The sequence below is a fragment of the Chondromyces apiculatus DSM 436 genome (assembly GCF_000601485.1).
Classification (GTDB): Bacteria; Myxococcota_A; Polyangia; order Polyangiales; family Polyangiaceae; genus Chondromyces; species Chondromyces apiculatus.
Genome location: NZ_ASRX01000004.1, coordinates 1 through 24,107, shown reverse-complemented (window position 1 = coordinate 24,107; position 24,107 = coordinate 1). Strand labels below are relative to the sequence as shown.

The 24,107-nt window shown below is 71.7% G+C and carries 16 protein-coding genes; 9 read left to right on the top strand and 7 right to left on the bottom strand.

Annotated features, from left to right (window positions below):
- Window positions 1–42: 42 nt before the first annotated feature.
- Window positions 43–456, bottom strand: coding sequence for a secondary thiamine-phosphate synthase enzyme YjbQ (locus CAP_RS02975; RefSeq protein WP_044235856.1), 414 nt, complete (start codon window positions 454–456; stop codon window positions 43–45).
- Between the two features lie 134 nt (window positions 457–590).
- Between CAP_RS02975 and CAP_RS02970 the strand changes: the two genes are divergently transcribed.
- The 3 genes from CAP_RS02970 (at window position 591) to CAP_RS54820 (ending at window position 4,433) form a co-directional block, all read left to right on the top strand.
- Window positions 591–1,265, top strand: coding sequence for a cell surface protein (locus CAP_RS02970; protein WP_197040971.1), 675 nt, complete (start codon window positions 591–593; stop codon window positions 1,263–1,265).
- 800 nt (window positions 1,266–2,065) lie between these two features.
- Window positions 2,066–2,821, top strand: coding sequence for a hypothetical protein (locus CAP_RS02965; RefSeq protein WP_044235852.1), 756 nt, complete (start codon window positions 2,066–2,068; stop codon window positions 2,819–2,821).
- Between the two features lie 58 nt (window positions 2,822–2,879).
- Window positions 2,880–4,433: a hypothetical protein gene (locus tag CAP_RS54820; RefSeq protein WP_044235851.1), complete on the top strand. Its 1,554-nt coding sequence runs from the start codon at window positions 2,880–2,882 to the stop codon at window positions 4,431–4,433.
- Between the two features lie 361 nt (window positions 4,434–4,794).
- Here CAP_RS54820 and CAP_RS49780 read toward each other — a convergent pair whose 3' ends face one another.
- On the bottom strand, window positions 4,795–4,950 hold the full coding sequence (locus CAP_RS49780; RefSeq protein ID WP_156040443.1) for an RHS repeat-associated core domain-containing protein: 156 nt from the start codon (window positions 4,948–4,950) through the stop codon (window positions 4,795–4,797).
- A 63-nt stretch (window positions 4,951–5,013) separates the two neighbouring features.
- Here CAP_RS49780 and CAP_RS02955 point away from each other — a divergent pair, with 63 nt between their 5' ends.
- The 5 genes from CAP_RS02955 (at window position 5,014) to CAP_RS02935 (ending at window position 14,112) form a co-directional block, all read left to right on the top strand.
- Window positions 5,014–6,411, top strand: a complete 1,398-nt coding sequence (locus CAP_RS02955; protein WP_231511053.1) for a hypothetical protein — start codon at window positions 5,014–5,016, stop codon at window positions 6,409–6,411.
- Window positions 6,412–6,699: 288 nt separating this feature from the next.
- A complete protein-coding gene (locus CAP_RS02950) occupies window positions 6,700–10,110 on the top strand; it encodes a protein kinase domain-containing protein (protein WP_052374027.1) in 3,411 nt (1,136 codons plus the stop codon).
- A 243-nt stretch (window positions 10,111–10,353) separates the two neighbouring features.
- Window positions 10,354–11,190, top strand: a complete 837-nt coding sequence (locus CAP_RS02945; RefSeq protein WP_044235847.1) for a mechanosensitive ion channel family protein — start codon at window positions 10,354–10,356, stop codon at window positions 11,188–11,190.
- A 423-nt stretch (window positions 11,191–11,613) separates the two neighbouring features.
- Window positions 11,614–12,627 (top strand): FHA domain-containing protein, encoded by a 1,014-nt coding sequence (locus CAP_RS02940; protein ID WP_044235843.1) that lies wholly within the window; start codon window positions 11,614–11,616, stop codon window positions 12,625–12,627.
- Between the two features lie 153 nt (window positions 12,628–12,780).
- The gene (locus CAP_RS02935; RefSeq protein ID WP_197040970.1) at window positions 12,781–14,112 is read left to right on the top strand and encodes an NAD(P)/FAD-dependent oxidoreductase; all 1,332 of its coding nucleotides are present in this window, start codon (window positions 12,781–12,783) and stop codon (window positions 14,110–14,112) included.
- A 206-nt stretch (window positions 14,113–14,318) separates the two neighbouring features.
- Here the strand turns inward: CAP_RS02935 and CAP_RS43615 are convergent, their stop codons facing one another.
- From CAP_RS43615 to CAP_RS02910, 5 genes are all read right to left on the bottom strand, one after another.
- Complete coding sequence (locus tag CAP_RS43615; RefSeq protein ID WP_052374025.1) at window positions 14,319–16,187, bottom strand: serine/threonine-protein kinase; 1,869 nt, start codon at window positions 16,185–16,187, stop codon at window positions 14,319–14,321.
- A 148-nt stretch (window positions 16,188–16,335) separates the two neighbouring features.
- The gene (locus tag CAP_RS02925; RefSeq protein ID WP_044235838.1) at window positions 16,336–18,429 is read right to left on the bottom strand and encodes a transglutaminase TgpA family protein; all 2,094 of its coding nucleotides are present in this window, start codon (window positions 18,427–18,429) and stop codon (window positions 16,336–16,338) included.
- The gene (locus CAP_RS43610) at window positions 18,426–19,691 is read right to left on the bottom strand and encodes a DUF58 domain-containing protein (RefSeq protein ID WP_052374023.1); all 1,266 of its coding nucleotides are present in this window, start codon (window positions 19,689–19,691) and stop codon (window positions 18,426–18,428) included. The genes CAP_RS02925 and CAP_RS43610 overlap by 4 nt, the downstream gene beginning before the upstream one ends.
- Window position 19,692: 1 nt before the next feature.
- On the bottom strand, window positions 19,693–20,574 hold the full coding sequence (locus tag CAP_RS02915) for an AAA family ATPase (RefSeq protein WP_197040972.1): 882 nt from the start codon (window positions 20,572–20,574) through the stop codon (window positions 19,693–19,695).
- Between the two features lie 143 nt (window positions 20,575–20,717).
- Window positions 20,718–21,401, bottom strand: coding sequence for a polymorphic toxin type 44 domain-containing protein (locus CAP_RS02910; RefSeq protein WP_044235835.1), 684 nt, complete (start codon window positions 21,399–21,401; stop codon window positions 20,718–20,720).
- A gap of 133 nt (window positions 21,402–21,534) precedes the next feature.
- Between CAP_RS02910 and pbpC the strand changes: the two genes are divergently transcribed.
- Window positions 21,535–24,009, top strand: a complete 2,475-nt coding sequence (gene pbpC, locus CAP_RS02905) for a penicillin-binding protein 1C (protein WP_052374021.1) — start codon at window positions 21,535–21,537, stop codon at window positions 24,007–24,009.
- Window positions 24,010–24,107 lie beyond the last annotated feature (98 nt).

The window sequence follows — 24,107 nt, the reverse complement described above, 5'->3', positions numbered from 1 at the left end:
ACCGCAGCGATCCACGGCTCCGCAACCGGATCCCGCCCGGGCTCACTCGCCCATGGCCTTCACCACCATGCGCTTCCGCCTCATCCCGTCGAACTCGGCGTAGAAGACCTGCTGCCACGGGCCGAGATCCAGCTTGCCGGCGGTGATGGGCACGATGACCTGGTGATGCACGAGGATGGACTTGAGGTGCGCGTCGCCGTTGTCCTCGCCGGTGCGGTGGTGGCGGTAGTCAGGGCCGTCCGGCGCGAGGTGCTGCAGCCAGTCCCAGATGTCTTCCCACAGGCCCGGCTCGTGATCGTTGACGAACACCCCGGCGGTGATGTGCATCGCGCTGACCAGGACCATCCCCTCCTGGATGCCGCTCGCCGCCACCACCGCGGCGACGCGCTCGGTGATGTTGACGAGTTCGCGCTTTTTCTTCGTCTCGAAGGTGAAGTACTCGGTCTTGCTCTTCATCGCGGCGATCGCAGGCTGCAGTGCGCGCCGACGGTCGTCAACCGGACCGCGCGCTCGCGCGCCCGGGCGCGCAGTCGCGCGGTCCACTGCCGAGAGGCTTCAGCGTGGGTGGGCGCTCTGCTATGCCTCGCGGCGTGCACCGTCTCCGCGTCGTCGTCGCCCTGTCGCCCCTCGTCCTGACCTCTGCCTGCGGCGGTGATCCTGGTGCACCGGGCCCTGTCGACGAGGAAGCGTGCCCCGCGGACGCGGAGCCGACCCGCACGGTTTCCTGCGTCCTCGACTTCACCCCCGGTGACGGCGCCGGCTTCGGCATGGATGCCTACCCGGACATCGTTTACGGCCCGCCCCACGGCGGCGCGTCGTCGAGCGGCAGCCTGGACGTGCTCTCGCTGGGCAAGGGCGGGGAGATCGCGCTGGGCTTCGGGGGCAACACCATCGTGAACGGGCCAGGTCCCGATTTCATCGTCTTCGAGAACCCCTTCATCATCGGCGGCGATCCCGAGAAGGTCTTCAAGGAGCTCGGCGAGGTGAGCGTGAGCGCCGATGGCGAGACGTGGACGACGTTCTCGTGCCAGGCAGACGCTTATCCCTACGAGGGGTGCGCCGGCTGGCGCCCGGTGCTGGGGACGCCAGACTCCGGCGACGGCATCTACAACCCCGAGGTGGCCGGCGGGGACGTCTTCGATCTCGAGGCGCTGGGCATCGACGAGGTGCGCTTCGTCCGCATCAAGGACATCTCGAACTTCGGCGCCGCAGACACCGCGGGCTTCGATCTCGACGCGGTGGCGATCGTTCACCCCTCGCGCTGACCGCGGCGCCCCCGCTCCCCCGGGTCGCGCTGACCGCGGCGCTTCCACTCCCCCGAGTCGCGCTGACCGCGGCGCTTCCACTCCCCCGACAAAGAGCGAGCCCAGCGCGCCCGCGGACCCCCTCTCGGCCATATCTCGGCCATACCGGGGCTCACGCGAGCCAGCCATACCGGGGCTCACCCGAGCGATACCCAGGCTCACGCAGTCCAGCCATACCTTGGCTCATGAGGACCCGTCATCCCACGATCCTGCCAGCGAGGTGCCTTTTTCGTCACTGGCGAGCGCCACATGGTGCCGCTTGTGGAACCGCCCGCCCTGGGCACGAATTCATTGTGCCGGGAGGCAAAAACCAAGCGGATGGAGTAAGGTTGCAAATGCCTGCATATCGCCCTGGATCCGCAGGACAATGCTCTTGCCATCTCTCGTACCGGGTAGGTAGTGTCCGCGGAGTCCCGGGCAATCGGCGCGCATTGCAATCGCCAGCGCCGCAACGATTCCCCTTCAACTCATCCTCCGGCATGCAGGTCCGGAGCGCGGAACGTGCCATGAGCCCTGTCAGGTACTCGACGTGCGTCAACGCCATGCGTGCACTCACCATGGCGACCGGCATCCTCGGTGGATGCCTGTTCGTGCGTGCAGCCGCCGCGGATCCAGCTCCCGGAACGCCGCGCGCGCCTTCGTCCCCCGCCCCCCCGCCCTCCCCTTCTCCAGACCCTGGAACGCCTGCTGCACCACCGCCTCCAGGGTCCGCGTCAGCCTCGGAGGGGGCGCCGGCCTCCTCGGCTGAGAGGTCTGCGCAGGTGCCTGCGCGCAAGGGGGCGCTCTTGATCAAGGTGGATGCCGGCGCCGTGGTGCTCGTGAACGGGACTGCGGTCGGCGTGGCGCCCCTCGCCGACCCCGTCGTCGTGGACGCTGGTGGGCAGGTGGTGGAGGCGCACCTGGACATGCGCCATGGGCGGGTCGAGGTCGGCGTGAACCCGGGTGAAGCGCGCGTGGTCACCCTGACGCTCGTGGATCCGACGGCCCCCGAGGCATCTCCGGAGGGGGCTGCGGCAGGGGGAGGCGGCGTGGGCCTTGCGGCGGGAGAAGCGGCCGGCGCGGACGCGGCGGGAAGTCCGGAGAACGAGGGCGCAGCGACGGTGTCGGAGGAGGACGAGGCGCGCGCCGCGCGGCAAGCGAAGGTCTGGCGCCTCGGTACGCTCCTCCTCGGTGGAGGCGTGACGCTGCTGGGGCTCGGCATCGGCGTGGGCATGACCGCGGCTGCGAACGGGGCGAGCAGCGAGGCCGAGACGTTGCGGGTGGGCGATGGTGATCCGTCGGCCTGCTACCGGAAGGCCACGGCGCCCTGCCAGGCGCTCGGGGATGCGGTGAGCACGCGCGATACGTTCACCACCCTGGCGGCGGTCGGTTACGGCATCGGTATCGGTGCTGCGGTGGGAACCACGCTGCTCCTGCTGCTGCCGCCCAGGAAGCGCCCTGGCGCTGGCGAGACCGTGCGGCTCGCGCCCTGGGTGGACGTCGCGGGCAGCGGCATCGGCGTGCAGGGGACGTTCTGAAGCCGGCGGCAAGAGGGCGCGCGCCCTCGCCGCTGGAACGCAATGAGGGAGCAAGGTGATGAGGAAGCCAGCAGGGATCGACGTGGCGAGGATCGTGGGCGTGGCGCTCGGCCTGGTCATGGCCACGCCGGGGTGCAGCTCGGACTGCGCCCTCTCGCAGACCTGCGCGCCGGAGGGCGTCACGGGCAGTGGGAATGGGGGTCTCCCTCCGGACGGCTGTGTCCCCGTGGAGAGCGGCTGGGGTGTGGAGTCTCGGTGCGGGGTGTTCGTGTCGAGCAGCCTCGGAGACGACGGTGGTGACGGGACCCCCGACAAGCCCCTGCAGACGCTGGGAGCCGCGATCGCGAAGGCCCAGGAGGGTACGGGGTTGGTGTACGCCTGCGGCGAGGTGTTTGTCGGTCCGGTGACCCTGCCGGGGAAGGTGACTCTCTACGGCAGCCTCGATTGCCACTACGGGTGGACCTACGCGCCTGGCTCGGTGCGGACCACCATCACCGCGGCGCCCGGGCAGATCCCGCTGCGGATCTCGGGGATCGAAGGGCCAGCGCGGATGGAGGACGTCGACGCGATGTCGCTGATCGACGTCGAGGACCCGGCCCTGCTGGGGATGTCGACGATCGCCGCCGTGGCCGAGGGGCAAGTGGAGATCCTCCGGTGCCTGATCGAAGCGCACGCGGCGGCGCCGGGGCTCGATGGTGAGCCCTACACCGAGCCTGGCGCCGGGGGACCCGAGGGGCTCCCCGGAGCAGAGGCATGCTCCAAGGCAGTGGTGGTCGGTGGGCTGGGCGCTGTGAACGACTGCGGTGGGACGCCCGACGACTTCTCCGACGACTCGATCGGGGGACTGGGGGGCATCGGCACCATGACGATGGCGGGAGACGGATCGGCCGGATCGCCAGGCGGCGACGAGAACGACAATGGCGGGCAGGGAGAGAACACCGTGGTCTGCAAGGTCGGCAAGCTGGGGAGCGACGGCACCGCAGGGGCGCCTGGCGCGGGCGCGACCAGCATCGGTGTGCTGACCAGCGAGGGCTTCACGGGCGCCTCGGGAGATGAAGGTGGGCGCGGGGCCAAGGCGCAGGGCGGGGGCGGCGGCGGCGGGGCCAAGGGCGGCATTGGTGCGGGGAAATGCGCGATGCAGGCCACCGCAGGAGGGGCGAGCGGCGGTAGCGGCGGGGCCGGGGGCTGCGGGGGACGCGGCGGGCGCGGCGGCGGGGCGGGTGGGTCCAGCATCGCGCTCATCAGCCTCGGGGCCTCGTTCTTCTTCGATGGCGCGGTGGTCGCTTCGGGGCGCGGCGGCCCGGGGGGCGTCGGAGGTCCCGGGCAGGAAGGCGGCGTCGGTGGACCCGGGGGCGCGGGAGGCTCGAAAGGGGCAACGGCGGCGCTCAACGACGGGTGTGCAGGCGGCACGGGCGGCAAGGGAGGGACCGGAGGAAAGGGCGGCGGAGGCTCCGGGGGGCACAGCTTCGGGATCGCGTACTTCGGCGCGGCGCCTTCGACGGAGGGGTTGATCCTCTACGGCGGAGAGTCCGGGCGCGGTGGCGAAGGGGAAACGCCCGAGAGCCGCGGCGCGGATGGACTGAAGATGGACCTGATCGCCTTCGAGAACTAGCCCTCTACGTAATCTCTCCCTTGTGATTGGGCGTTTCGATACGGAGAAACTGGTGACCCTGGCTGCTAATCGTCGCCGCCCGATCGGCTTCCCTCGGACACTCACGAACCGCCGATCGATGCTGGCCATCCCTCCGGACACAGGTCATTGAAGCTTCGCCAGATGGTCTCGCAGAGATCCACAGCGATTGAGCCCGTAAAACCACCGACATGGCGCAGGCCGATGAAGACCAGCTCGGCACTCACAAGAGGGATAGCGGTGGCAACGTTCCCGAATGGTCTGCGCCATTGACCGGATCTCCAAGCGCGTAGGCATACAGATTCGAGTCCCCTCCATCGAACAGCAACGAATCTTTTGCGTTTCACCTCCCGATATCTGCGTCGTCGTCACGCGCGCCGAACCTGACGAGGTCCGTCTCCGGATCGTACAGCCCGCCTGCGAACCCGAACGGCTGAAATCCTGGGCTGGTGTCGAGCAGCACCCGCCCAAACCCATCGTCATCGATGCCTTCGAGCACGGACGGGCACGGACGGGCACGGAGCAGATGCCACCGCTGCACGGGGTGGGGTAACCAGGAGGGATGAACCCCTCGCGCAGCCGGATGGTCGTCCCCGTCGCCGCTTCCTTTCTGCTCGCGTGCGCGGGGGCGCCAGCGGCTTCCCCCACACCAGCTCCTGGAGCCCGGGGGACTGCAGACGAAGCCTCGGTGGAAGGGACAGGCGTGAAGGGCGGCGTGTCCACCGCAACGACCGCTGCGTCGGCGCCTGCCTCGCAGGGATCCACCACGCAGCCGCCACGCGCTCCGGCGCTGCCACCTCCGGCGGCGGGTCTTCAGCTTGCGTACCACGAGACGTTCGAGGCTCCCTTCGCCGAGCCGGAAGCGTGGACCGAGGACACGTACGGGCCGAAGAGCCCCTGGCACGTCGACGACTTCGACGAAGACGGCGCGTTCTTCGCCGAGGCGGGGGGGGAGCTGTTTCGCGCGGGGCTCCGCAGCTTCCGCGCGTTTCGCAAGTCGTTCACCCATGGTCGCGATGGCTGGCTGACCGTCGAGCTGTATGGGCGGGACCAGAACTGCGACGGCGTCCCCGAGAGCGGTGGCCGCTTCACCAGCGAGGGCGGCAAGGCCCACCTCGTGTCGAAGCGCCATCACGACGGCGCCATTCTCCGTTCCACGCGGCCTTTGCCAGCCCGTTACCGGGTGGAGGTCACGGTCTCTGGCATTCGCTTCGGGGGGGCCGGGCCGGGTGGCTGGCTCTCGCCCGACGGGTCCAAGCTCAATGGATACGACGGTGACGAGATCGGCGATCCGTGGCGCTTTCGGACCTCGACGCCCATCCCGCTCCCGGCGATCACGGACAACGGTGTCTACTTCCTGTGCATCACCGACTACGCCCGCCCTGCGCCTCACAACAACGTGTTCATCCACCACCACCGGAAGGTCGTGATGGACACCGACAACAACATTCCCGCCTGGTCGGCCGTGTGGAACCCGCACACGAAACGTGCCGAGCCGGATGGCTCTCACTACGTGAGCATGATCTTTCTGGACGGGCGCGCCTTCGGATCCCCCTGGACGGGAAACGAGTTCATCTCGTTCACGCCTTCCGGGTTCCAGGAAGGCGCGGTGTTCGTGGACAAGTACCTGGACGGCGAGGCCTACACCTTCGTCGTGGAGCGCGACGGTGAGGCGTATACCCTCGCGGTCAGCGGGCGGTTTCACCACGGCGGGGACACCACGTACGTGGCGCGGCGGCGGTTCCGCGACGACCCTCCCACCTGGCATTACAACCAGACGCCGGGCGAGCTGGGAGCGCCCCCGATGCGGGAGACCGTGAAGCTCGGCAGCCGCACGTTCGAGGCGTGGCCCGCGGACGTGGGCTACCCCGACCATTTCTTCTTCGGCGATCCCCACATCAATTACTACGAGGGAACTGCCGCGTTCGACGACGTGAAGCTCTACCTGCCCGCGCAGTAGGAGAGGTTTCCGTCCTCGTCTCGCTGCGCAGCTCCGATCAGGGCGTGCTGGACGCCTCGCCCGAGCGAACGTGACGATTCTCGGGTGCAGGAGGGCGGGTTCTGGGGCAACCTCTTCTCGACGTTCGCACGCACGCTCGTTCGCACGCTCGTTCGCACGCACGCTCATTCGCAAGCCAAACGATCGGTCCACGTGTTACCCACCGACCCTGATCTGACCGCCGCAGCCACGTCCTCTCTTCCCCAGCCATCCCTGCGCAGGGGTGCGGGCCTGCCCAGGGGCGATAGCGTGTGCGCCTTCGCCTCGGGCCATGGCTCCTCGCTTCCGTCGCCGTGCGAGAGCGGTGGCGACTGCGACACCATCTCGTCCGTCCCGTCGCCCTTCAGCGACCGCCCGTCGCTGCTCGACATCCCGCACGCGGCGACCATCCCGGCGGACCGCGCGCAGGACGGAGCGCCGGAGAGCGCGGCCCGCATGAACGCCGTGTCGAGCCGCCGATCGACCGAGCTGGCGGTGGCCAACTGGGATCGGTACGAGGTGATGGGCATGGTCGGCGAGGGGGGGATGGGCGCGGTGTACAAGGCCCGCGATCCGCGCCTCAACCGGCTCATCGCGCTCAAGTTTTTGCGCAGCCACGACGTGGGCCTCGTCGAGCACTTCTTCCGTGAAGCGCAGGCGCAGGCGCGCATCGACCACCCCAACGTGTGCAAGGTCTACGAGGTGGGCGAGGTGGCCGGTCACCCCTACATCGCCATGCAGCTCATCCAGGGCGAGCCGTTCGGCGACGCCATGCGCGCCATGTCGCTGGAGCAGCGGGTCAAGGTGATCCGGGACGTCGCCGAGGGCCTGCACGAGGGCCACCGCACCGGGCTGATCCACCGCGACGTGAAGTCGGGGAACATCCTGGTCGAGCGCTCGCAGACGGGGACCCTCACCCCGTACCTCGTCGACTTCGGCCTGGCGCGTGAGATCAAGGGCCAGGACAGCACCATCTTCAGCGTGGAAGGGACGCCCTGCTACATGTCGCCGGAGCAGGTGGCTGGCGATCTCCGCCAGCTCGATCGCCGCACGGACGTGTACGGCCTCGGCGCCACGCTCTACGAGGCCCTGGTCGGCGAGCCTCCGTTCTCGGGCCTGCCGCCCCTCGACGTGATCTGGAGGGTGAGGACGGAGCAGCCCCGCCCCGTGCGGGACATCGATCGCCGGGCCCCGGCCGACTTGGAGACCATCACCCTCAAGTGCCTGGAGAAGGAGCCCCACCGCCGCTACGACTCGGCCAGGGCGCTCGCCGAAGATCTCCAGCGCTACCTCGACGGCGACCCGGTGCGGGCCCGGCGCGCGAGCTTCCTGTACGTGGCCTGGAGCAAGGCGCGCAAGCACCGGATCGTGCTGTCCCTGAGCCTCGCCGCGCTGGTGGCCCTGGGCGCGGCGGGCGCGGTGCTCATGCGCTCCCGGATCAGCGCCGCCGAGCAGGTGCGCCGCGCCGAGGAGGTGGCGGCGCTCGCGCAGGAGATCGGTCAGGACGTGAAGGAGATGGAGCTGTTCATGCGCTACGCCTACGCGCTGCCGCTCCACGACACCACCCGCGAGAAGGCGGTGATCCACGCCCGGCTGGAGGATCTCGAGCGGCGCATCGCGGCCTCCGGAGAGCGGCTCGGCGCGCTCGCGGAGGGGCCCGGCCATTATGCCCTCGGCCGCGGCTTCCTGGCGCTCGGCGCCATCGAGGAGGCGGTCCGCCACCTGGAGCTCGCGCTCGTGCAGGGCTACGACACCCCGGACGCCACCTTCGCGGCGGGGCGCGCGCGGGGCATGCTCTACCTGCGCGCGCTCGACAAGGCCCGCCGCCTCCCCAGCCGCGAGGCGCAGGAGGCCCAGCAGGCCGAGATGGCCCGGGAGCACCTCGAACCGGCGCTGCGCTACCTCCGCAGCAGCGTGGCAGGCGCGCGGGCGGCCATGCCCTACGCCGCGGCCGTGCTCGCCCTGCACGAGGGGCGCCTCGACGACGCTTACGTGGAGGGGAAGCGCGCCGTGGTGGTGGAGCCCTGGAGCTACGAGGCCCGCGTCATCCAGGGCGACGCGCTCCGGGGACGCGCTGTGCTGGCCGAGGAGCGCGGCGAGCACGAGCAAGCGCTCCTCGACCTGCACCGCGCCATCGCCCACTACGGAGAGGCCTCGGCCATGGCCACCAGCGACCCGGCCATCTACGACGCGCAGGCCGAGGCGTGGCTCGGGGTGATGCGCATCGACAGTCACCGCGGCGCCGACCTGCGGGGAGCCTACGAGCAGGCCATCCAGGCGTGCAACCAGTCCCTCACCGCCGAGCCCCGGCGCGCCGCCGCCGCTGCCAACAAGGCGTGGGCCCACATTCACCACGGCTGGAGCCTGTACCGCCAGGGCGAGGACCCGCGTGCCGCTCTGCAGAGCGCCATGAAGGACGCCGAGCAGGCGATGCAGTGGGGAGGCCCCGACCCGCTCGCGTACAACTCCATCGGCGCCGCCTGCTGGCTGCGCGCCCAGTACGAGGCGGGCATCGGCCTCGACACGGACGAGGCCCTCGGCCGCGCCGTGGAGAGCAACCGGCGCGCGATCGAGATGGACCCGAACTACGGCTGGGCCCACAACGACATCGGCATCGCCCTCGGACTCCTCGGCGAGCGCGCCGCGGAGCGCGGCTTCGACCCCCTGCGGCACTTCTCCGAGAGCGCGCACCACCTCGATCGCGCCATCGCCCTCAGCCCTGGCGACCCGACCCCGCGCGCCAACCAGACCTGGTTCTACGCCCAGCGCGCCATGCACGAGATGGAGCACGGCGTCGACCCGGTGCCGACCCTGAACCGCGCCCTCGCCTACGCCGAAGCGGCCCTCGCCATGCGGCCCGAGCACGTCGCCTCCCACAACAACCAGGGCCTCGCCTTCACCCTCCTGGCCAGCCACATCCTCACCTCGGGCGGCGACACGCGCGGCCCGGGCGACGCGCGCGGCACGCTCGACAGGGCCATCGGCGCCTTCGAGGCCGCGCTGCATCTGAGCCCTTCCGACGTGGAGGCCAGGCGCGGCCTCGCCACCGCCCGCGCCCTCCTTGCCCGGGTGCAGCTCGCCCGCGGCGAGGACCCGGCCCAGGCCTTGCGCGCCGGGCGGCAAGCCCTCGCCACGACCCTCGCCACGGCCCTCGACCCCTCGCCCACCGACGGCGAGACGCTCTTCACCCTGGCCGCGCTGGAGCGCGCCACCGCCTGGGCTGCCGCCAGCTCTGGCCGCAACCCGCGCCGCCCCTTCCAGGCCGCGCACGACGCCCTGAGCAAGGCCCACGCCCTGAACCCCCGGAGCGCGCGCCCCCTGGCGACCCTCGCCTCCCTCCACCGCGACCGCGCCGAGCTCTCGCGCCCCGGTGGCCGCGCCGACGGGGACATCGCCGAGGGCCTCCAGCGCATCCGCGCCGCCCTGGAGCTGACCCCGACCATGCCCGCCTACCGTGCCCTCCAGGGCTCGCTCCTCGTGCTCCGGGCGCGCGGGGCCCGCGACCCCGGCGTGCGGATGGCGCTGTACCAGCAGGCGCGCGAGGAGCTGCAGGCTGCGCTGAAGGGGAACCGGTTCCTGGAGCGCGAGTACGGGCGCTGGCTGGCCGAGACAGAGCTGCAGCTCCCGGCGGGGGAGGGGACGCCTGCCTCTTCCGGTCCTCAGGTGCGTCCAGCGCCCTGAGGCCCCCAGGCCTCAGTGGACCTTCACGGGAACCGCCCCGGGAGCCCCCTCACGCCTGTCCGCGCCCCGTTTTCCCCCTCAACCTGCCTCGTTCTCGCCATCTCCTCGCCGTCTCTTCGCCGTCTCCGCGCCCTCCCGAGCGCTCCTGTCCGCCTGGCACACGATCTGCCAGTGCCGATGTCCGGACGGTCTGCGCGCAGCCCGCGCGGTTCCCGCAGGAGGCTTCTTGTCATGGATGAGCGAATGAAACAGATGCAGGGTTACCTCGACATTGCGGCCACGTACGCGGCCAGCATCGGCACCAGGATCTTGGGCGCCATCGTCCTCTGGATCATCGGGCGCCTGATCATTCGCACCGTCCTCGGCATGATCGAGCGTAGCCGCGGCATGCAGAAGCTCGAGCCCACCGTGGCCCGCTATGTCGTCTCGGCCCTCTCGGCGCTCTTCACCCTCCTCCTCGTGGTCTCGGTGCTGAGCGTCTTCGGGGTCGAGACGGCCACCTTCGCCGGCCTCCTGGCGGGTGTCGGCATCGCCGTGGGCATGGCCTGGTCGGGCCTGCTCTCCAACCTCGCCGCCGGCGTCTTCATGATGGTCCTCCGCCCCTTCAAGGTCGGCGACTTCGTCACCGTCGGAGGCGTCACCGGCACGGTGCAGGCCATCGGTCTCTTCGTCACCGCGATCGATACGCCCGACAACGTGAGGACCTTCGTCGGCAACAGCAAGGCGTTCGGCGACACCATCCAGAATTTCTCCACGAACGCCTTCCGCCGCGTCGACTGCGTGGCGCAGCTCGCCCATGGGGCCGACCACCGGGCGGCCATCCAGCTCCTCACCGAGCGCCTCGCCGCCCTGCCCCATGTCGCCAAGGAGCCCAAGCCCCAGGTGGAGATCCTGGAGTTCACGCTGGCGGGTCCCGTTCTCACGGTGCGCGCCTTCTGCCACACCGATCACTACTGGACGGTCTACTTCGCCATGAACAAGATCATCCGCGAGGAGCTCGGCACCCTGCAGCTCCCCATCCCCAGCCAGCACTTCCTGCTCCAGCAGCAGCAGCCGCAGCAGCCGTCGCTGGCAGCCTGACGCGCCCACCGCGGCCCTGCGCCGCGCGCATTCCCTGCCCGGCACGCTTCCGCCCTCGGCGAGCGCGCGCTCTTTCCCTCCCGCACGCCCTCCCGCACGCCCTCCTGCACCACCCCCATGGATGCGCCTCACCCGCGCGTGGGTGTGCCCATGCGCTCCTCATGCGCTCCCATGCGCTCCCCATACGTTCCAGCGCGGTGCATCGGGTGCCTTCCTGACACCAGAATTCGGCGCCCGCCCGCCGGACAATCCGCAAAGCTGTAGCTAGATTGTTCCAGGAAACGGCCGTGGCAGTGCGCATCCCCGCATCGCCTCGCAGCGCTCACGTTTCTCTCCGGCGGCGGATGCCCACGGGCAGCCAACGAGGGCAACCGAAGCTTCACCGACCAGCGCCCTGGCCCCCCAGTGCAGCGAGGAGCACCCGTGTCTCACGAGATCAGCCGTCACCGTGGCAGCCGCGACGACAGCACCCCGCTCGGCCGCTCCCGCCACGTCCCGCTGCGTCATGACCCACCCCTCGCCCCGCGCAATGCCTTCCTGGTCGCGCACGACCGCCTCCAGGTCCTCGCCCAGATCGCGCGCGGCCCTGCGGTGGTGGCCGTGGCCGTCGCCCCGGATGGCCGCGTCGTCGACTCGGCCCTGGTCGAGGATGGGCGTGCGCTCCTCATGGGCCGACACTCCCGCTGCGGCTTGAGGTTGAGTTCGCCCATGGCAGCCCTCCGCCAGCTCGCCGTCCTGGTCCGCAAGGAGGAGAACGCCATGGTGACCCGGGTCTGGGACCTCGACACCGGCGTCCCCTTCATCACCGAGGATGGCCAGCGCAACGCCGCGGTCATCGCCGACGGCCCGCTCTATTTCTCCGTGCACGGCTACGGCATCTGGCTGGTCCCCGCCGATCTCTCGGCGGGCTGGTCCGGCCGCGCCCAGGACACCTGGGAGGCGCTCCCTGGCCGCGTCTTCGTCGACCGCCGTCCACCCGGGCGCGGCACCCAGGCGCCCGGAGAGGCCTCGGCGCGCTTCTCCCCGGGATCGACGCCCCACAACGCCGAGGAGATCTCTCATGTGACCGGCGTCGGCGCGCCCCTCGTGCTCGGCGACCCCGACAGCATCGAGATCGGCTGGGGGACCCTGCGGCTCTCGCACCGCGGCAGGCGGTTGCGTCACGAGGTGAGCGCAGAGCGGCTGGAGCGGGGCGTCCTCATTGGCCGCTACGAGCGCTGCGGCCTGGAGATCAAGGCAGAGCCCGAGATCTCCCGGGTCCACGCCCTGCTCGTGAAGATCGGCGCCGACGTCTGGGCCATCGACGCGGCGAGCACCAACGGCCTCTGGCGGGGCGACATGGCGGTGAGGGCCGAGCCGCTGCGTCATGACGACACGCTCAGGCTGGGGCGCACAGTGACCCTTCAGTGGACGCGTCGCGAACTTGCTGAGGCCTGAGAGGGTGCGTCAAATCGTTCGCGCCCCTCCGACCGGCCCCCCGCGCTTCGCCTCGCGGAGCTGACGTCATGATCCGAGGGAGCACGTCCAGCGCTGCCCGGAACACATCGCGTCCCCCACTTGCGTGATGACGGAATCGGCTAAGGTACTGTGGTGGAAGCTCGATCACCGGAGGCCGATACGGACACTCTGTACGACGTGATCATCGTGGGAGGCCGGCCGGCCGGCGCCTCGCTTGCCGCGCGCCTCGGCAAGCAAGGTCTGAGCGTGCTTGTCGTCGACAAGGCTACGTTCCCCTCACCCCCCGAGGTGCCGTCGAGCGCCGTCATCTACCCGTCGGCCATGCGCCTGCTCGACGAGATCGGCGTGGACGAGTCGCAGTACGCAGACGCCTGCGCCCGGATCGAGACGGGCTACATCGAGTTCGAGGGCCACTTCATTGCCCACCTCGCGTCGACCGAGGTGCATGGCCGGGACTACTTCTACGGCCTCGACCGGGCGGGCTTCGACCACGCCCTCTGGCGCAACCTGGAGCGGTTCCCGTCCGTCACGGCGCTCTCCGGGATCACCGTGGCCGACGTGGTCCGCGACGACAGCGGCCGCGTCGTCGGCGTGGTCACCTCGGCGCGCCAGGGCGAGGCCGTGACCTACCGCGCGCGGATCTGCGTGATCGGCGCCGACGGCCGGCACAGCCGCATCGCGCGCAAGGTGGGCGCCAAGGTCGTCGAGGACCGGTCGCAGCAGACGAGCACCGTCTATTTCGCCCCCTGGGAAGACGTCGCCCCCATCGCCACGGACGGCAAGCCCGCCCTCCACATCGTCAACCGCGCCCGCGGCGAGACCCTCATCCTCCAGCCGACCGCCGGCGACCGCATGTACGTGGCCGTGCAGGTCCGCGCCGACCGGGTGGTCCTCGGCGGAGACCCCGAAGGCTTCTACGATCGCACCGTGCGCTCCTTCGCCGTGGCCCGGAACCGGCTCGCCAACGCGCGGCGCGTGGGCAACCTCCTCGGCGTCACCCGCATCGCCAACCGCTACCTGGAGCACGGCGGCCCCGGCTGGGCCCTGGTCGGCGACGCCCTCCACCACAAGGACCCCCTGGACGGCCAGGGCATCTACGACGCCCTCGCCACGGGCAGGCGCCTCGCCACGGTGATCGTGGCCGTCCACGAGGGCCACCTGACCTGGGAGCAAGCCCTCGCCATCTACCGCCGCGGCGTGGACGAGGAGACCCTGAGCATGTTCCGCGTCACCGTGGAGCGGCTGCAGAACCAGCTCTACGGCGAGCCCTCCCCGCTGTTCATCCGCACCATGCTGCGCTGGCTCCTCAACGATCCGGAGTACCAGCGCCGCCACTTCATGTTCCTCGGCCGCGCCCTCCCGCCAGACCGCTGGATGCCCCCGTGGCTGATGATGAAGGCCGCGGCCCGGGGGGTGGCGACGGACGTAGGCCGAGCCCTGGGGTTCGGGGCGCCGGCGGGGTGAGACGGGGAGGGGGGATAACGGGCGCTGCGTGCGCCGCAGTCGTGCTCAACACTGCTCCTGCGCGTGTCGAGAGAGGTGCAGCGACGCTCCGGTCCAGGTGACCGTCCGCTGCAGGAGCGCATCGAGATTGAGCCCCTCCTCCAGCCGCCGCGCTCACCGCTCCAGCGTTTTCGTCGGCCCTCGCCCAAGGCCTCTCCGCGCCAGCTTCATGGCGATGTCTTGATGGGACCCTTGATCCGTGAACCACCCGGAGCAGCCGGTGAGGGTGCAGCGCGATCCGGTTCCGACTGCTCCTCGTAGACGGTGTCCGAGCCGGCCTCCCGACGTGGTGCCGGCTGCTCCCCGTAGATGGCGTCTGCGCCGGCCTCCCGACGTGGTGCCGGCTGCTCCCCGTAGATGGCTCCTGGACTGACCTCGGGAGCGCCGATCGCCGCGCCCGCAGGCATGGTCGGCAGTCGCTGCTCTGCGGCGCCAGCGATGGCCGTTCTCGCAATGCCGCCCTGCGGCTGCTGCGCTGCGAGCGCCTTCGCGCCTGGTGCTGCTGGCGACTCGGTGCCTCGTCCTCGGAGTGCCTCGCTTGCAGCGCCGGGGTCTGGCGATGGCGCGGGTGTCTCGGCTGCCGTCGGCAACATGCCAGTCAGCGTGTTCACTGCCGTCCGCCGCTGCTTTTGCCGTTCCTCCTCCTCGCCGGGAGCACGCGCGGTGCTGGTCGCGGGCGCCTTCGCGGCACCTGTCAGCACGCTCAGGCCGGCGGCCCCGAAGCCGAGCGCCAGGGCGGCTGCCATCAAGTGTGGTACCCGCCTGGGCCTCTGGGATGCGCCGTGAGGGGCCGGGGGTGGAGCCGTGATCGAACTGGGGGCGAGGCTCGGCGCGCGTTCCACGAGCTCCACCATTCCCGACAGCAATGCAGGAGGCGGCATCTTTGCGGTCAGGGTCTCGTCGATGGACGGCCGCTCTGCCGGGCTCGACGGCCGATCCGACGGGCTCGGGCCGAGGTTCCTCGTCGTGAGCCCCGCGCTTTCCTGGACCGTCGGTCTCGGCTCCAGTGGCTCGGGAAGAACCACCGGCACGCCGTCGTCCCTGCGCTGTGGCCGTCTCGCCTCCTGCGGCTCGGCGGACGGCTCCGGTCCGCGCTCGCCTGCGCGCTGCGTCCGTCGAATACGCTCCACCGACGTCCGGCACTGAGGAGGGCAGAATGGCAGCAGCCGGTTCGCCAGCTCCGTGATGTCGGGCAAGCGCCTGCTGCGATCCTTCTCCAGGCAGGCGAGGATCGCCGCCTCCAGCATCGGAGGTACATCGGGCCGGAGCGCCCGCAGCGGGGCCGGGGATTCCACCATGATCTGCGCGAGGCACGCGCCCATGTTGGCGGCGCGGAAGGCGTATTCGTCGGTCAGCAGCCGGTAGAGAATCACGCCGAGTGCCCAGATGTCCGTCCGGCTATCGACATCCCTCAAGCTGCGGCTCTGCTCTGGCGACATGTAGAGCGGCGTTCCGATGACCTCCGAGGACCTCGTGAGGCTCAGCTCCGCAGGGGTGCCCGGACCGGCGCTCATCTTGGAGATGCCGAAGTCCAGCACCTTCACGAGGGCGGAGCCGTCCACGCGCCGGCTGAGGAACAGGTTCGAGGGCTTGAGATCGCGGTGCACGATTCCCCGGGCATGCGCCTCCGCGAGCGCCTCGCAGGCCTGCAGCACGTACTCCAGCGCCTCCTCGATGGGCAACGGACCTCGCCGCCGCAGGAGCGCGTCGAGATCGAGCCCCCTCAGGTGCTCCATCACGATGTAGGGCGTCCCGTCTTCGAGGCGCCCCATGTCGTGCACGCGCGCCACGTGCTCGCTGAGGATCCGGCTCGCCGCGCGCGCTTCCCGCATGAACCGGGCGACGGCCTCGCGCTCGCGGGCGATGTGGGGCTTCATCACCTTGATGGCGACGAGCTGATCCAGGTCGATGTGCCGCGCCGCAACGACCACGCCCATCGCACCGGCTCCGAGGCTCTTTTCGACCGTGTACTTCCCGGCGAGCGTCGTTCCAGGGCGGACCCTCTCGTCATGGGCATCGACCTCTTGCCCCTGCATCCCAGCCACCTCCTCAGCGCGCGTCAAAGTAGGCGGAGGCACACTCGAATGTCCAATTACCGCCTGGTCATGTTCTCGGCAGACGCGCCCTGGCGCAGCAACCCAGCGGTTCCCCGCTCTCGCTACCCCGCCTTCACCGCTCCCGTCTTCACCCCGCCTTCACCGCTCCTGCCTTCACCGCCGCCTTCACCGCCGCCTCCCGCAGCTCTTCCCGCACCGCGGCCGCCTCCCCCACGCCCCCGTACCGCAGCGCCGCGTACCGCGCGATCGCCTCCCCCGCCTCTCTCCTCCCCGCCTTCTCCAGCCGCCGCGCGAACCGCTCCAGCGTCTCCGTCGACCCTCGCCCCAGGCCTCCCCGCGCCAGCGCTGCCAGCAGCTCCCCCAGCTCCTGGGGCGGCGGCTCCTCCACCACGGCCCGCCCCGCGCTTCGCCCCCGTCCGCGCCTTCGCCCCCGCAGCATCCGCCAGCTCAGCGCCACCACGAAGAGCCCCCCCGCCGCCGTGAGCACCGTCCCGGGATGCTCTCCGAGCCACCGCACCCCCGCGCCCCACTGCATGGCCACCCAGTCCTTCAGCGCCACCAGCAGCGGCGTCTCCCGCCCTGCCGCGTCTCCCCCGGACGGCGTCGCGTCCACCGTCGTCCACCCCCGCCCGTCGAGGTGCACCTCCGCCCAGGCATGCGCGTCCTGCTCGCGCACCAGCGCGTATCCCCCGAGCGGGCTCCGCTCTGCCACCTGGTAGCCCACCACCATCCGCGCCGGCACCCCCGCGGTCCGCGCCAGCAGCACCATGGCCGACGCGAAGTACTCGCAGTGCCCGCGCCGCTCGCGCAGCAGGAAGTCCAGCAGCGGATCCCTCCCTGCGCGCCGGCTGAACGACAGCGCGTACGTGAACTGCGTCTGCAGCCGGTCCACGATGGCCTCCACCTTCGCGCCCGGCGCCACCGCCCCGCCCGTCCACGCCTCCACGATCGTCTCCAGCTCGGGACGCAGCGCTGCCGGCACCTCCAGATCCTGCGGCTCTGGTCCCACCGGAACGCCCTCGGCTTGCCGCCCCTCGGCCTCCCGCCCCTCGGCCTCCCGTCCTCCGGACGCACCCCCCACCGCGAAGTCCACCGCGGTCGCCTCGCCCATCGGCAGGCGGAACACCCCGAACCTGTCGACCCTCGCCCGCGCGTCGTGCGGCGTCACGCTGCGCGCCCCGAGCGGCAGGAAGTAACGGTCGCGGTTTCCGGCCACGAGCGTCACCCGCGCCGACCGTCCCTCGCCGTCCATCCGCTCTGCCCCATCCGGCGCTCCCGCCCCGCCTGTCTCTCCTGCCGCTCCCGCCGCTCCCGCCGCTCCTGCGAGGAAGCGCTCCTCCAGCGGGCGCGCATTCATCCAGCGGCCCTTCTCGTACCGGTCGTACACCACCCCGCGCAGGTGCTGCAGCGCCGCGCCCTCACCGGGCCCGCTCTCCTCCGCCTCCTCGACCCGCAGCACCAGCGCATCCGACTGGAGCATCCCCTCCATCGAGCCCAGCCACATCCGCTCCCCGAACCCGCTCACCGGGTCTCCCGCCCCCAGGATCTGCTCCTGCGACCACACGGACAGCGGCGGCAAGAGCAGCGACAGCCCCACCGCGAGCGCGCCCGTCATCACCAGGACCAGCGCGCCCATCGCCAGGCTGCGCCGCGGCATCGCCTTCCACACGGATCTCCCCGGATCGGCCGCGCGCATCGCCAGCAGCACGAGCAGGAGGTGCAGCGCCACCATCCACCCGAACATCGGCCCGAGAGACGCCTCTCCGGCCGCGGTGAGCGCGAACAGCGCCATCGCCGCCGTCACCGTCATACCGCCCTCGGGGGCGCGCAGGCACAGCCTCCCCGCCGCGGGCAGGAGCAGCCCCAGCACCGCCGCCGTCCAGAAGCGCCCCAGCCCCCCCGGGCCTGCCGGGAGCGGCACCTGCATCGCCATCGCCGCGCCTGACGCCGCGAGCACCACCAGCAGCACCCGCTGCCCGAGCGCCCCCGGCGCGAAGCGCGGCCCCAGCCCTAGGCCCACGGCCACCACCAGGGCGGCGATCCCCGCGGCGACAGGCGCTTCTCCCATCATCATCACGCGCGCCACGACCAGCAGCGCCGCCGCCATCAGCCGCCTCGCCGTCCGCATCCCCGCGTGGGCTTCACCGGCGGATCCCGGGCGCAGCTCCGGCGCCGCGGCCGCCTCGCGCCCGCCGCGCTCCTGGGCCACCTCGCGGCTCACAAGAGGAGCGCTTCCTGCGCCACGGCGTGCGGCGCGACGGTGATGTCCTCCGGAGCCCCGCTCCCTTCGCTGCCGACCACCAGCGTCTTGCACCCCACGCCCGCGCTGCGGATCCGCGCGGCCAGCGCGCCTCCACCCGGGGTCGCCGTGATGAACACCATGCACGAGAGCCGCGACAGGTGCGGCTCCAGCCGCCCCAGCAGCACCGCGAGCGCCACCGGCTTCGCGCCTGCGCCCGCGGGGACGCAGGCCAGCAGATCCAGCGCCTGCTCCAGGAACCCGAGGTGCCTGCCGAGCGTCATGTCGTGCACCTCCTCGCCCACCACCAGGAGATCGATCAGCGCCTCTCCGCGGCTCAGGAAGGCCACCACGCCAGCCGCGAGCGAGAGCATCGCCTCCAGCCGCTCCGGATCGGCGCCGGCCGGGTCCACCACCACGCCGACGCGGCTGAAGTACTCCTCCTGGTACTCCCGCACCACCGGCACCCCGAGCCGCGCCCAGCTCCGCGCGTGGAGCTGCCGCACCGGATCTCCCGCGCGGTAGGGCCTCACCCCGAGCAGATCCATCGACTCGCCGGTCTTCGAGGCCAGCGACACGCCGCCGGGCTGGTGCCGCTGCCCCATCGGCAGCGCGAGCCGCGTCACCCGGGCGATGCGCGGCACCACCAGGAACCGCACGCCCGATGACGCCACCACCGGGCCCTGCGCCAGCCCGAGCGGCACCAGCGCCGCCACCTCGAAGGGGTCGAGGTGGTGCATGCCCCGCTCCACGAAGCGCGCCCGCAGCTCGAGCCGCGTGCTCCCCCCGGCGGGCACCCGCGGCACCCGCGGCGGCGGCCCGAGCCACCGCCCGTCCCAGGGCAGGAAGGGGCCCACCATCCGCACCGCGTGGGCGTCCTCGGGCCCCGCGTTGCGCAGCATCACCGTGAACGTCAGGGCCTCGCCCAGCGCCACCCGCGGCGCCGCCAGCACCTCCACCCGCACCGCGTCGATGCGGTAGCGCCGGTGCACCAGCAAGGACCCCAGGAGCACCGCCGTGAGCCAGCACCAGACCAGGTGCGCCTGCGTCGACTGCACGTCCAGGCCGAGCCCTCCCGCGAGCAAGGACAGCGCGGCGAGGAAGCGCCCCTCCTCGCTCAGCGCGGTGTACAGCGCCCCGAGCGGCCGCATCAGCTTCCCGAGGAGACTCTGTCGGAAGCGATCCCGCCCGTCCTTCGTGGTCGGGATCAGCGCGTGGTTCAGCTTGGCGAAGTTGATCTTCACGTCACGTCGGCACAGGCGTCGCCGCGACGATCTCCTCGGCCACCGCGGCTCCGGTGAGCCCGCCGTAGCGCGCCTGGGTGGTGAGCGCGAGCCTATGGGCGAGCACCGGCACGGCGAGTGACTGCACGTCGTCGGGGCTCACGTAGCGCCTCCCCTCCAGGAACGCCCGCGCCTGCGCCGCGCGGAACAGGGCGAGCGCGCCCCGCGGGCTCACCCCGAGCGACAGCGCCCGGTGCTCGCGCGTCGCCGTCACCAGCGCGAGCAGGTAGCGCCCCACCGCCTCCTTCATCTCCACCTCGCGCACCTCGGCCTGGAGCGCGAGCAGATCGTCCGTGCTCGCCACCGGCGTGACCGAGGCCAGCGGATCCTCCCGCTGCCGCGCGTACAGCATCCGCAGCTCGTCCTCGGGCGGCGGATAGCCCACGCCCACCCGCAGGAGAAACCTGTCGAGCTGCGCCTCCGGGAGCGGGTAGGTGCCCTGGTAGTCCACCGGGTTCTGGGTGGCGATCACCAGGAAGGGCCGCGGCAGCGGGTGCGTCACCCCGTCCACCGTCGCCTGGGCCTCGCTCATCGCCTCCAGGAGCGCCGACTGGGTGCGCGGCGAGGCGCGGTTGATCTCGTCGGCGAGCAGCACGTTGGTGAACACCGGCCCCCGCTGGAACGAGAACGACCCGTCCTTCGGGTGCAGCACCTGCGCCCCGAGGATGTCCGAGGGCAGGAGGTCGGGCGTGAACTGCACCCGCGTGAACGTGGCCCGGAACGCGCGCGCGAGCGCCTTGGCCAGGGTCGTCTTGCCGACGCCAGGCACGTCCTCCACGAGCACGTGGCCTCCCCCGAGGACCGCCACGAGGAGCAGCTCGATCACCTCCGCCTTGCCGTGCATCACCCGGCCGAGCGCGTGGCGGAGAGCGTCGACAGGAGCGTCGACAGGAGCGTCGACAGGAGCGTCGACAGGAGCGTTGGCGAGAACGTTGGCGAGAACGTTGACGGGAGCGCCGGCGCGCGTGTCCACCGCGGATGCTGCCATCACGCCGGCAGGGACACGGGCTGGCCGGAGAGGGTTGCGAGGCCCGACGAACCCCGCACTGCCGCGAGGAGCTGCTCGCGCGTCAGCGTTTCCCCCTGCCGCTTCCACAGCGTCACGCCGAGATCGATGGCCGTGTGATCGCACGGGTCATCGATGGCCGGGAACAGCTCCATTTCGAGGAGCCGCTCGGCCAGGCGCTCCAGGTAGCCCGGAGGGATCTTGCCGGTGAGCAGGTGGGTGGCGCCAGCGCCCGAGCGCAGGAGCCGCTCCGGGAACCCCGCCGCCTTCCCCACGAAGCCCATGTGCACGTTCGACCAGATGTCGTAGCGGTACGAGCGATCGCTCACCGGGTCGTAGGTCCACTCTCCGAAGCGGTCCCGGAACGACGCCTTGTGATCCCACAGGCTCACGAGTTGCAGCTCGTCGTCGCTTGGATCGAGGATGTACTTGGTGAGCACGCTCCGGTGCGCCGCCGGCCAGGTGAGGATCGCGAAGCGCCGGATGGCGCGCCCGATGTCCAGCCCGTAGGTGCCTGGAATGAGGTTGTCGGGGTGCCACGGCTCCCACTGCGCGCGCAGCTTCGCGACGTGCTCCCCCTGCACGTTCGCGATCATGCCGTTGCGTGGATCGCCGAGGATGGTGGCGACCACGTCATCGAGCGCCGAGCTCCGAGCATCGACCATGCGGGGCAGACCTCCTTGCAGCCCAGCGTAACACCCAGAAGCCCGCGTGGTGCGCGCTCTCGTCGCCCCTCCGTCCAATCTTCCCCACCACCCTGGAATATCCTGCTGCCGCAGCGTCGTTCGACTTCTGGTCATGCGCTCCACCACCTCCCTTCGCTCCTTTCTGCCCCGCATCCCCTGCAGGCTCTCCCGCCCCGCGGCCCTCGCCGCGCTGGCCACCGTCTGCCTCGCCACCTCCGGCGCCGTGGCCTGGAGCGCCTACCGCGGCGCCGCGGGCGAGCCCTCGGAGCGCCTCGCGGACACCTGGCACGCGGGGCGCCTCGTCCTCGACCGCAACGGCCACCCCCTGCGGGAGATTCCCTCCGACGCGGGTCACCGTGGCCAGAGCGCCCCGCTCGATGCCCTGGGCGAACGGATCCTCCTCGCCACCCTCGCCAGCGAGGATCGCGGCTTCTTCGAGCACGAGGGCATCGATCCCGTCGCCATCCTCCGCGCCCTCGGCCAGAACCTGCGCCACGGGCGCCTCGTCTCCGGCGCGAGCACCATCACCCAGCAGCTCGTCAAGCTCCTCGACGCCGGCGGCGCCCAGCGGCCCCGCACCCTGGGCATCAAGATCGAGGAGGCAGCCCGCGCCCAGAACCTGGAGCGCATCGTCGACAAGCGCACGCTCCTCCAGGCCTACCTCGATCGCCTCGGTTACGGCCACGGCCTCACCGGCCCCGAGGCCGCCGCCCGCGGCTACTTCGGCGTCGCGGCCAGCGAGCTGTCCTGGGCCCAGGCCGCCTACCTCGCGGTGCTCCCCCGGGCGCCCACCGCGCTCGATCCTTACCAGCACCCCGAGCGCGTGCTCCTCCGCCAGCGCGCGCTGCTCGACGCGCTCCACGCGCACGGCCTCATGCCCGCCGCGGACCACGCCCGCGCCGTGGCCGAGGAGGTCACCCCGCGCCTCCTCGCGCGCCCCTTCCACGCGCCGCACTTCGTGCAGGCCCTGCTCGACGACGGCGCAGTCGCCCCGAGCGGCCCCACGACCACCACGCTCGACCTCGACCTCCAGCGCGACGTCGAGGGCCTCACCCGCACCCACCTCGCGGCCCTCGCCGACCTCGGCGCCAGCAGCGCCGCCGTGCTCGTCGTCGACACCGCGCGCGGCGAGGTCCTCGCCCACGTGGGCAGCGCCGACTTCCACGATCCCCGCAACGCCGGTCAGGTCGACCTCACCCGCGCCCGCCGGCAGCCTGGCTCCGCCCTCAAGCCCTTCGTCTACGCCCTGGCCTTCGCCGCGGGGCACACCTCCGCCGAGCCCCTGCCCGACGTGCCCACGAGCTTCCCGGAGCCCGGCGGCACCTACGCGCCCGGCAACTTCGACGGCACCTTCGAGGGTCCGATCAGCGCCCGCGAGGCCCTCGCCGGCAGCCTCAACATCCCCGCCGTCCGCCTCGCCGCCGAGATCGGGCCCGCCCCCCTGCTCGACACGCTCCACCACCTCGGCTTCGCGAGCCTGACCCGCGACGCCGGCCACTACGGTCTCTCCCTCGCCCTCGGCAGCGGCGAGGTCACGCTCCACGAGCTGGCCGAGGCCTACACGACCCTCGCCCGCGGCGGCCGCCGCCTCCCACTCACCCGGCTCCTTGCCGCCAGCGCATCGCCCGCGTCGCCCGCGTCGGAGGGCGAGCCCGTGCTCGAGCCCGCCGCCGCCGCGCTCGTCATGGAAGCGCTCTCCGATCCGCTGGCGCGCATCCGGGGCCTGCACGGCCGCGGCCCCTTCGACCTCGGTTTCCCCGTCGCCGTGAAGACGGGCACCAGCTCCGGCTACCGCGACACCTGGGCCATCGGCGCGACGCGGGAGCGCACGGTCGCGGTGTGGCTCGGCAACCCCGACGGAAGCCCGACGCGCGCGCTCACCGGCGCGAGCGGTGCCGGTCCACTCTTCGCCGACGTGATGAAGCGCGCCATGGCCGACGTGTCCACCCGCGCTCCTCTCTGGGAGGCCTCCCTGCTCCAGGAAGCCACAGTCTGCCCCCTCTCCGGCGCCCTGCCCGGCCCCGACTGCCCCGACCGCGCGACGCGCCGCTTCGCGCACGATCACCTGCCCCACGAGACCTGCAGTTTCCACGTGCGCGCCCAGGCAACCCCCGCAGGCCCCCGGGTCTCCCCCACCGGCGTCCAGGTGATCGTGGCGCTCCCCGAGACGTACGCAGGCTGGCTCTCCAGCCGCCCCCGCGGAGCCCCCGGTCAGGACCCGATGGGTCTGCCCTGGTACGCGCGCGGCGAGGTCGGAGGCGCCGCCGCCGTCGCCGCTGCCACGCACACTGCCGTGCCGGAGCTTCGCCTCGACAGCCCCGCTCCCGGGACGGTGTTCGTGCGCTCGCAGCGCAGCGACGCCGACGCTCAGGTGGTGCACCTCGCAGCCTCCCTCGCCGGGGAAGCCAGCGCCGGAAGCCGCGTGTCCGAGGTGGAGTTCGTGGTGGATGGCGTCGTCGCCGCCCGCTCCCGCCCGCCGTTCCGGGCCGCACTCCCAGCCACGCCAGGCGATCACCTGGTGCTGGTGCGCCCGACCAATCCCACCCTGCCAGTCCAGTCAGCCCTCACCCGCTTCAGCGTCCGCTAGGTACTGCGGTACTGCGTACCCTGGAGCAGGGGCCTTGCGGCCCCTACGCTCCCGCTGGTCGGTACTGCGTACCCTGGAGCAGGGGCCTTGCGGCCCCT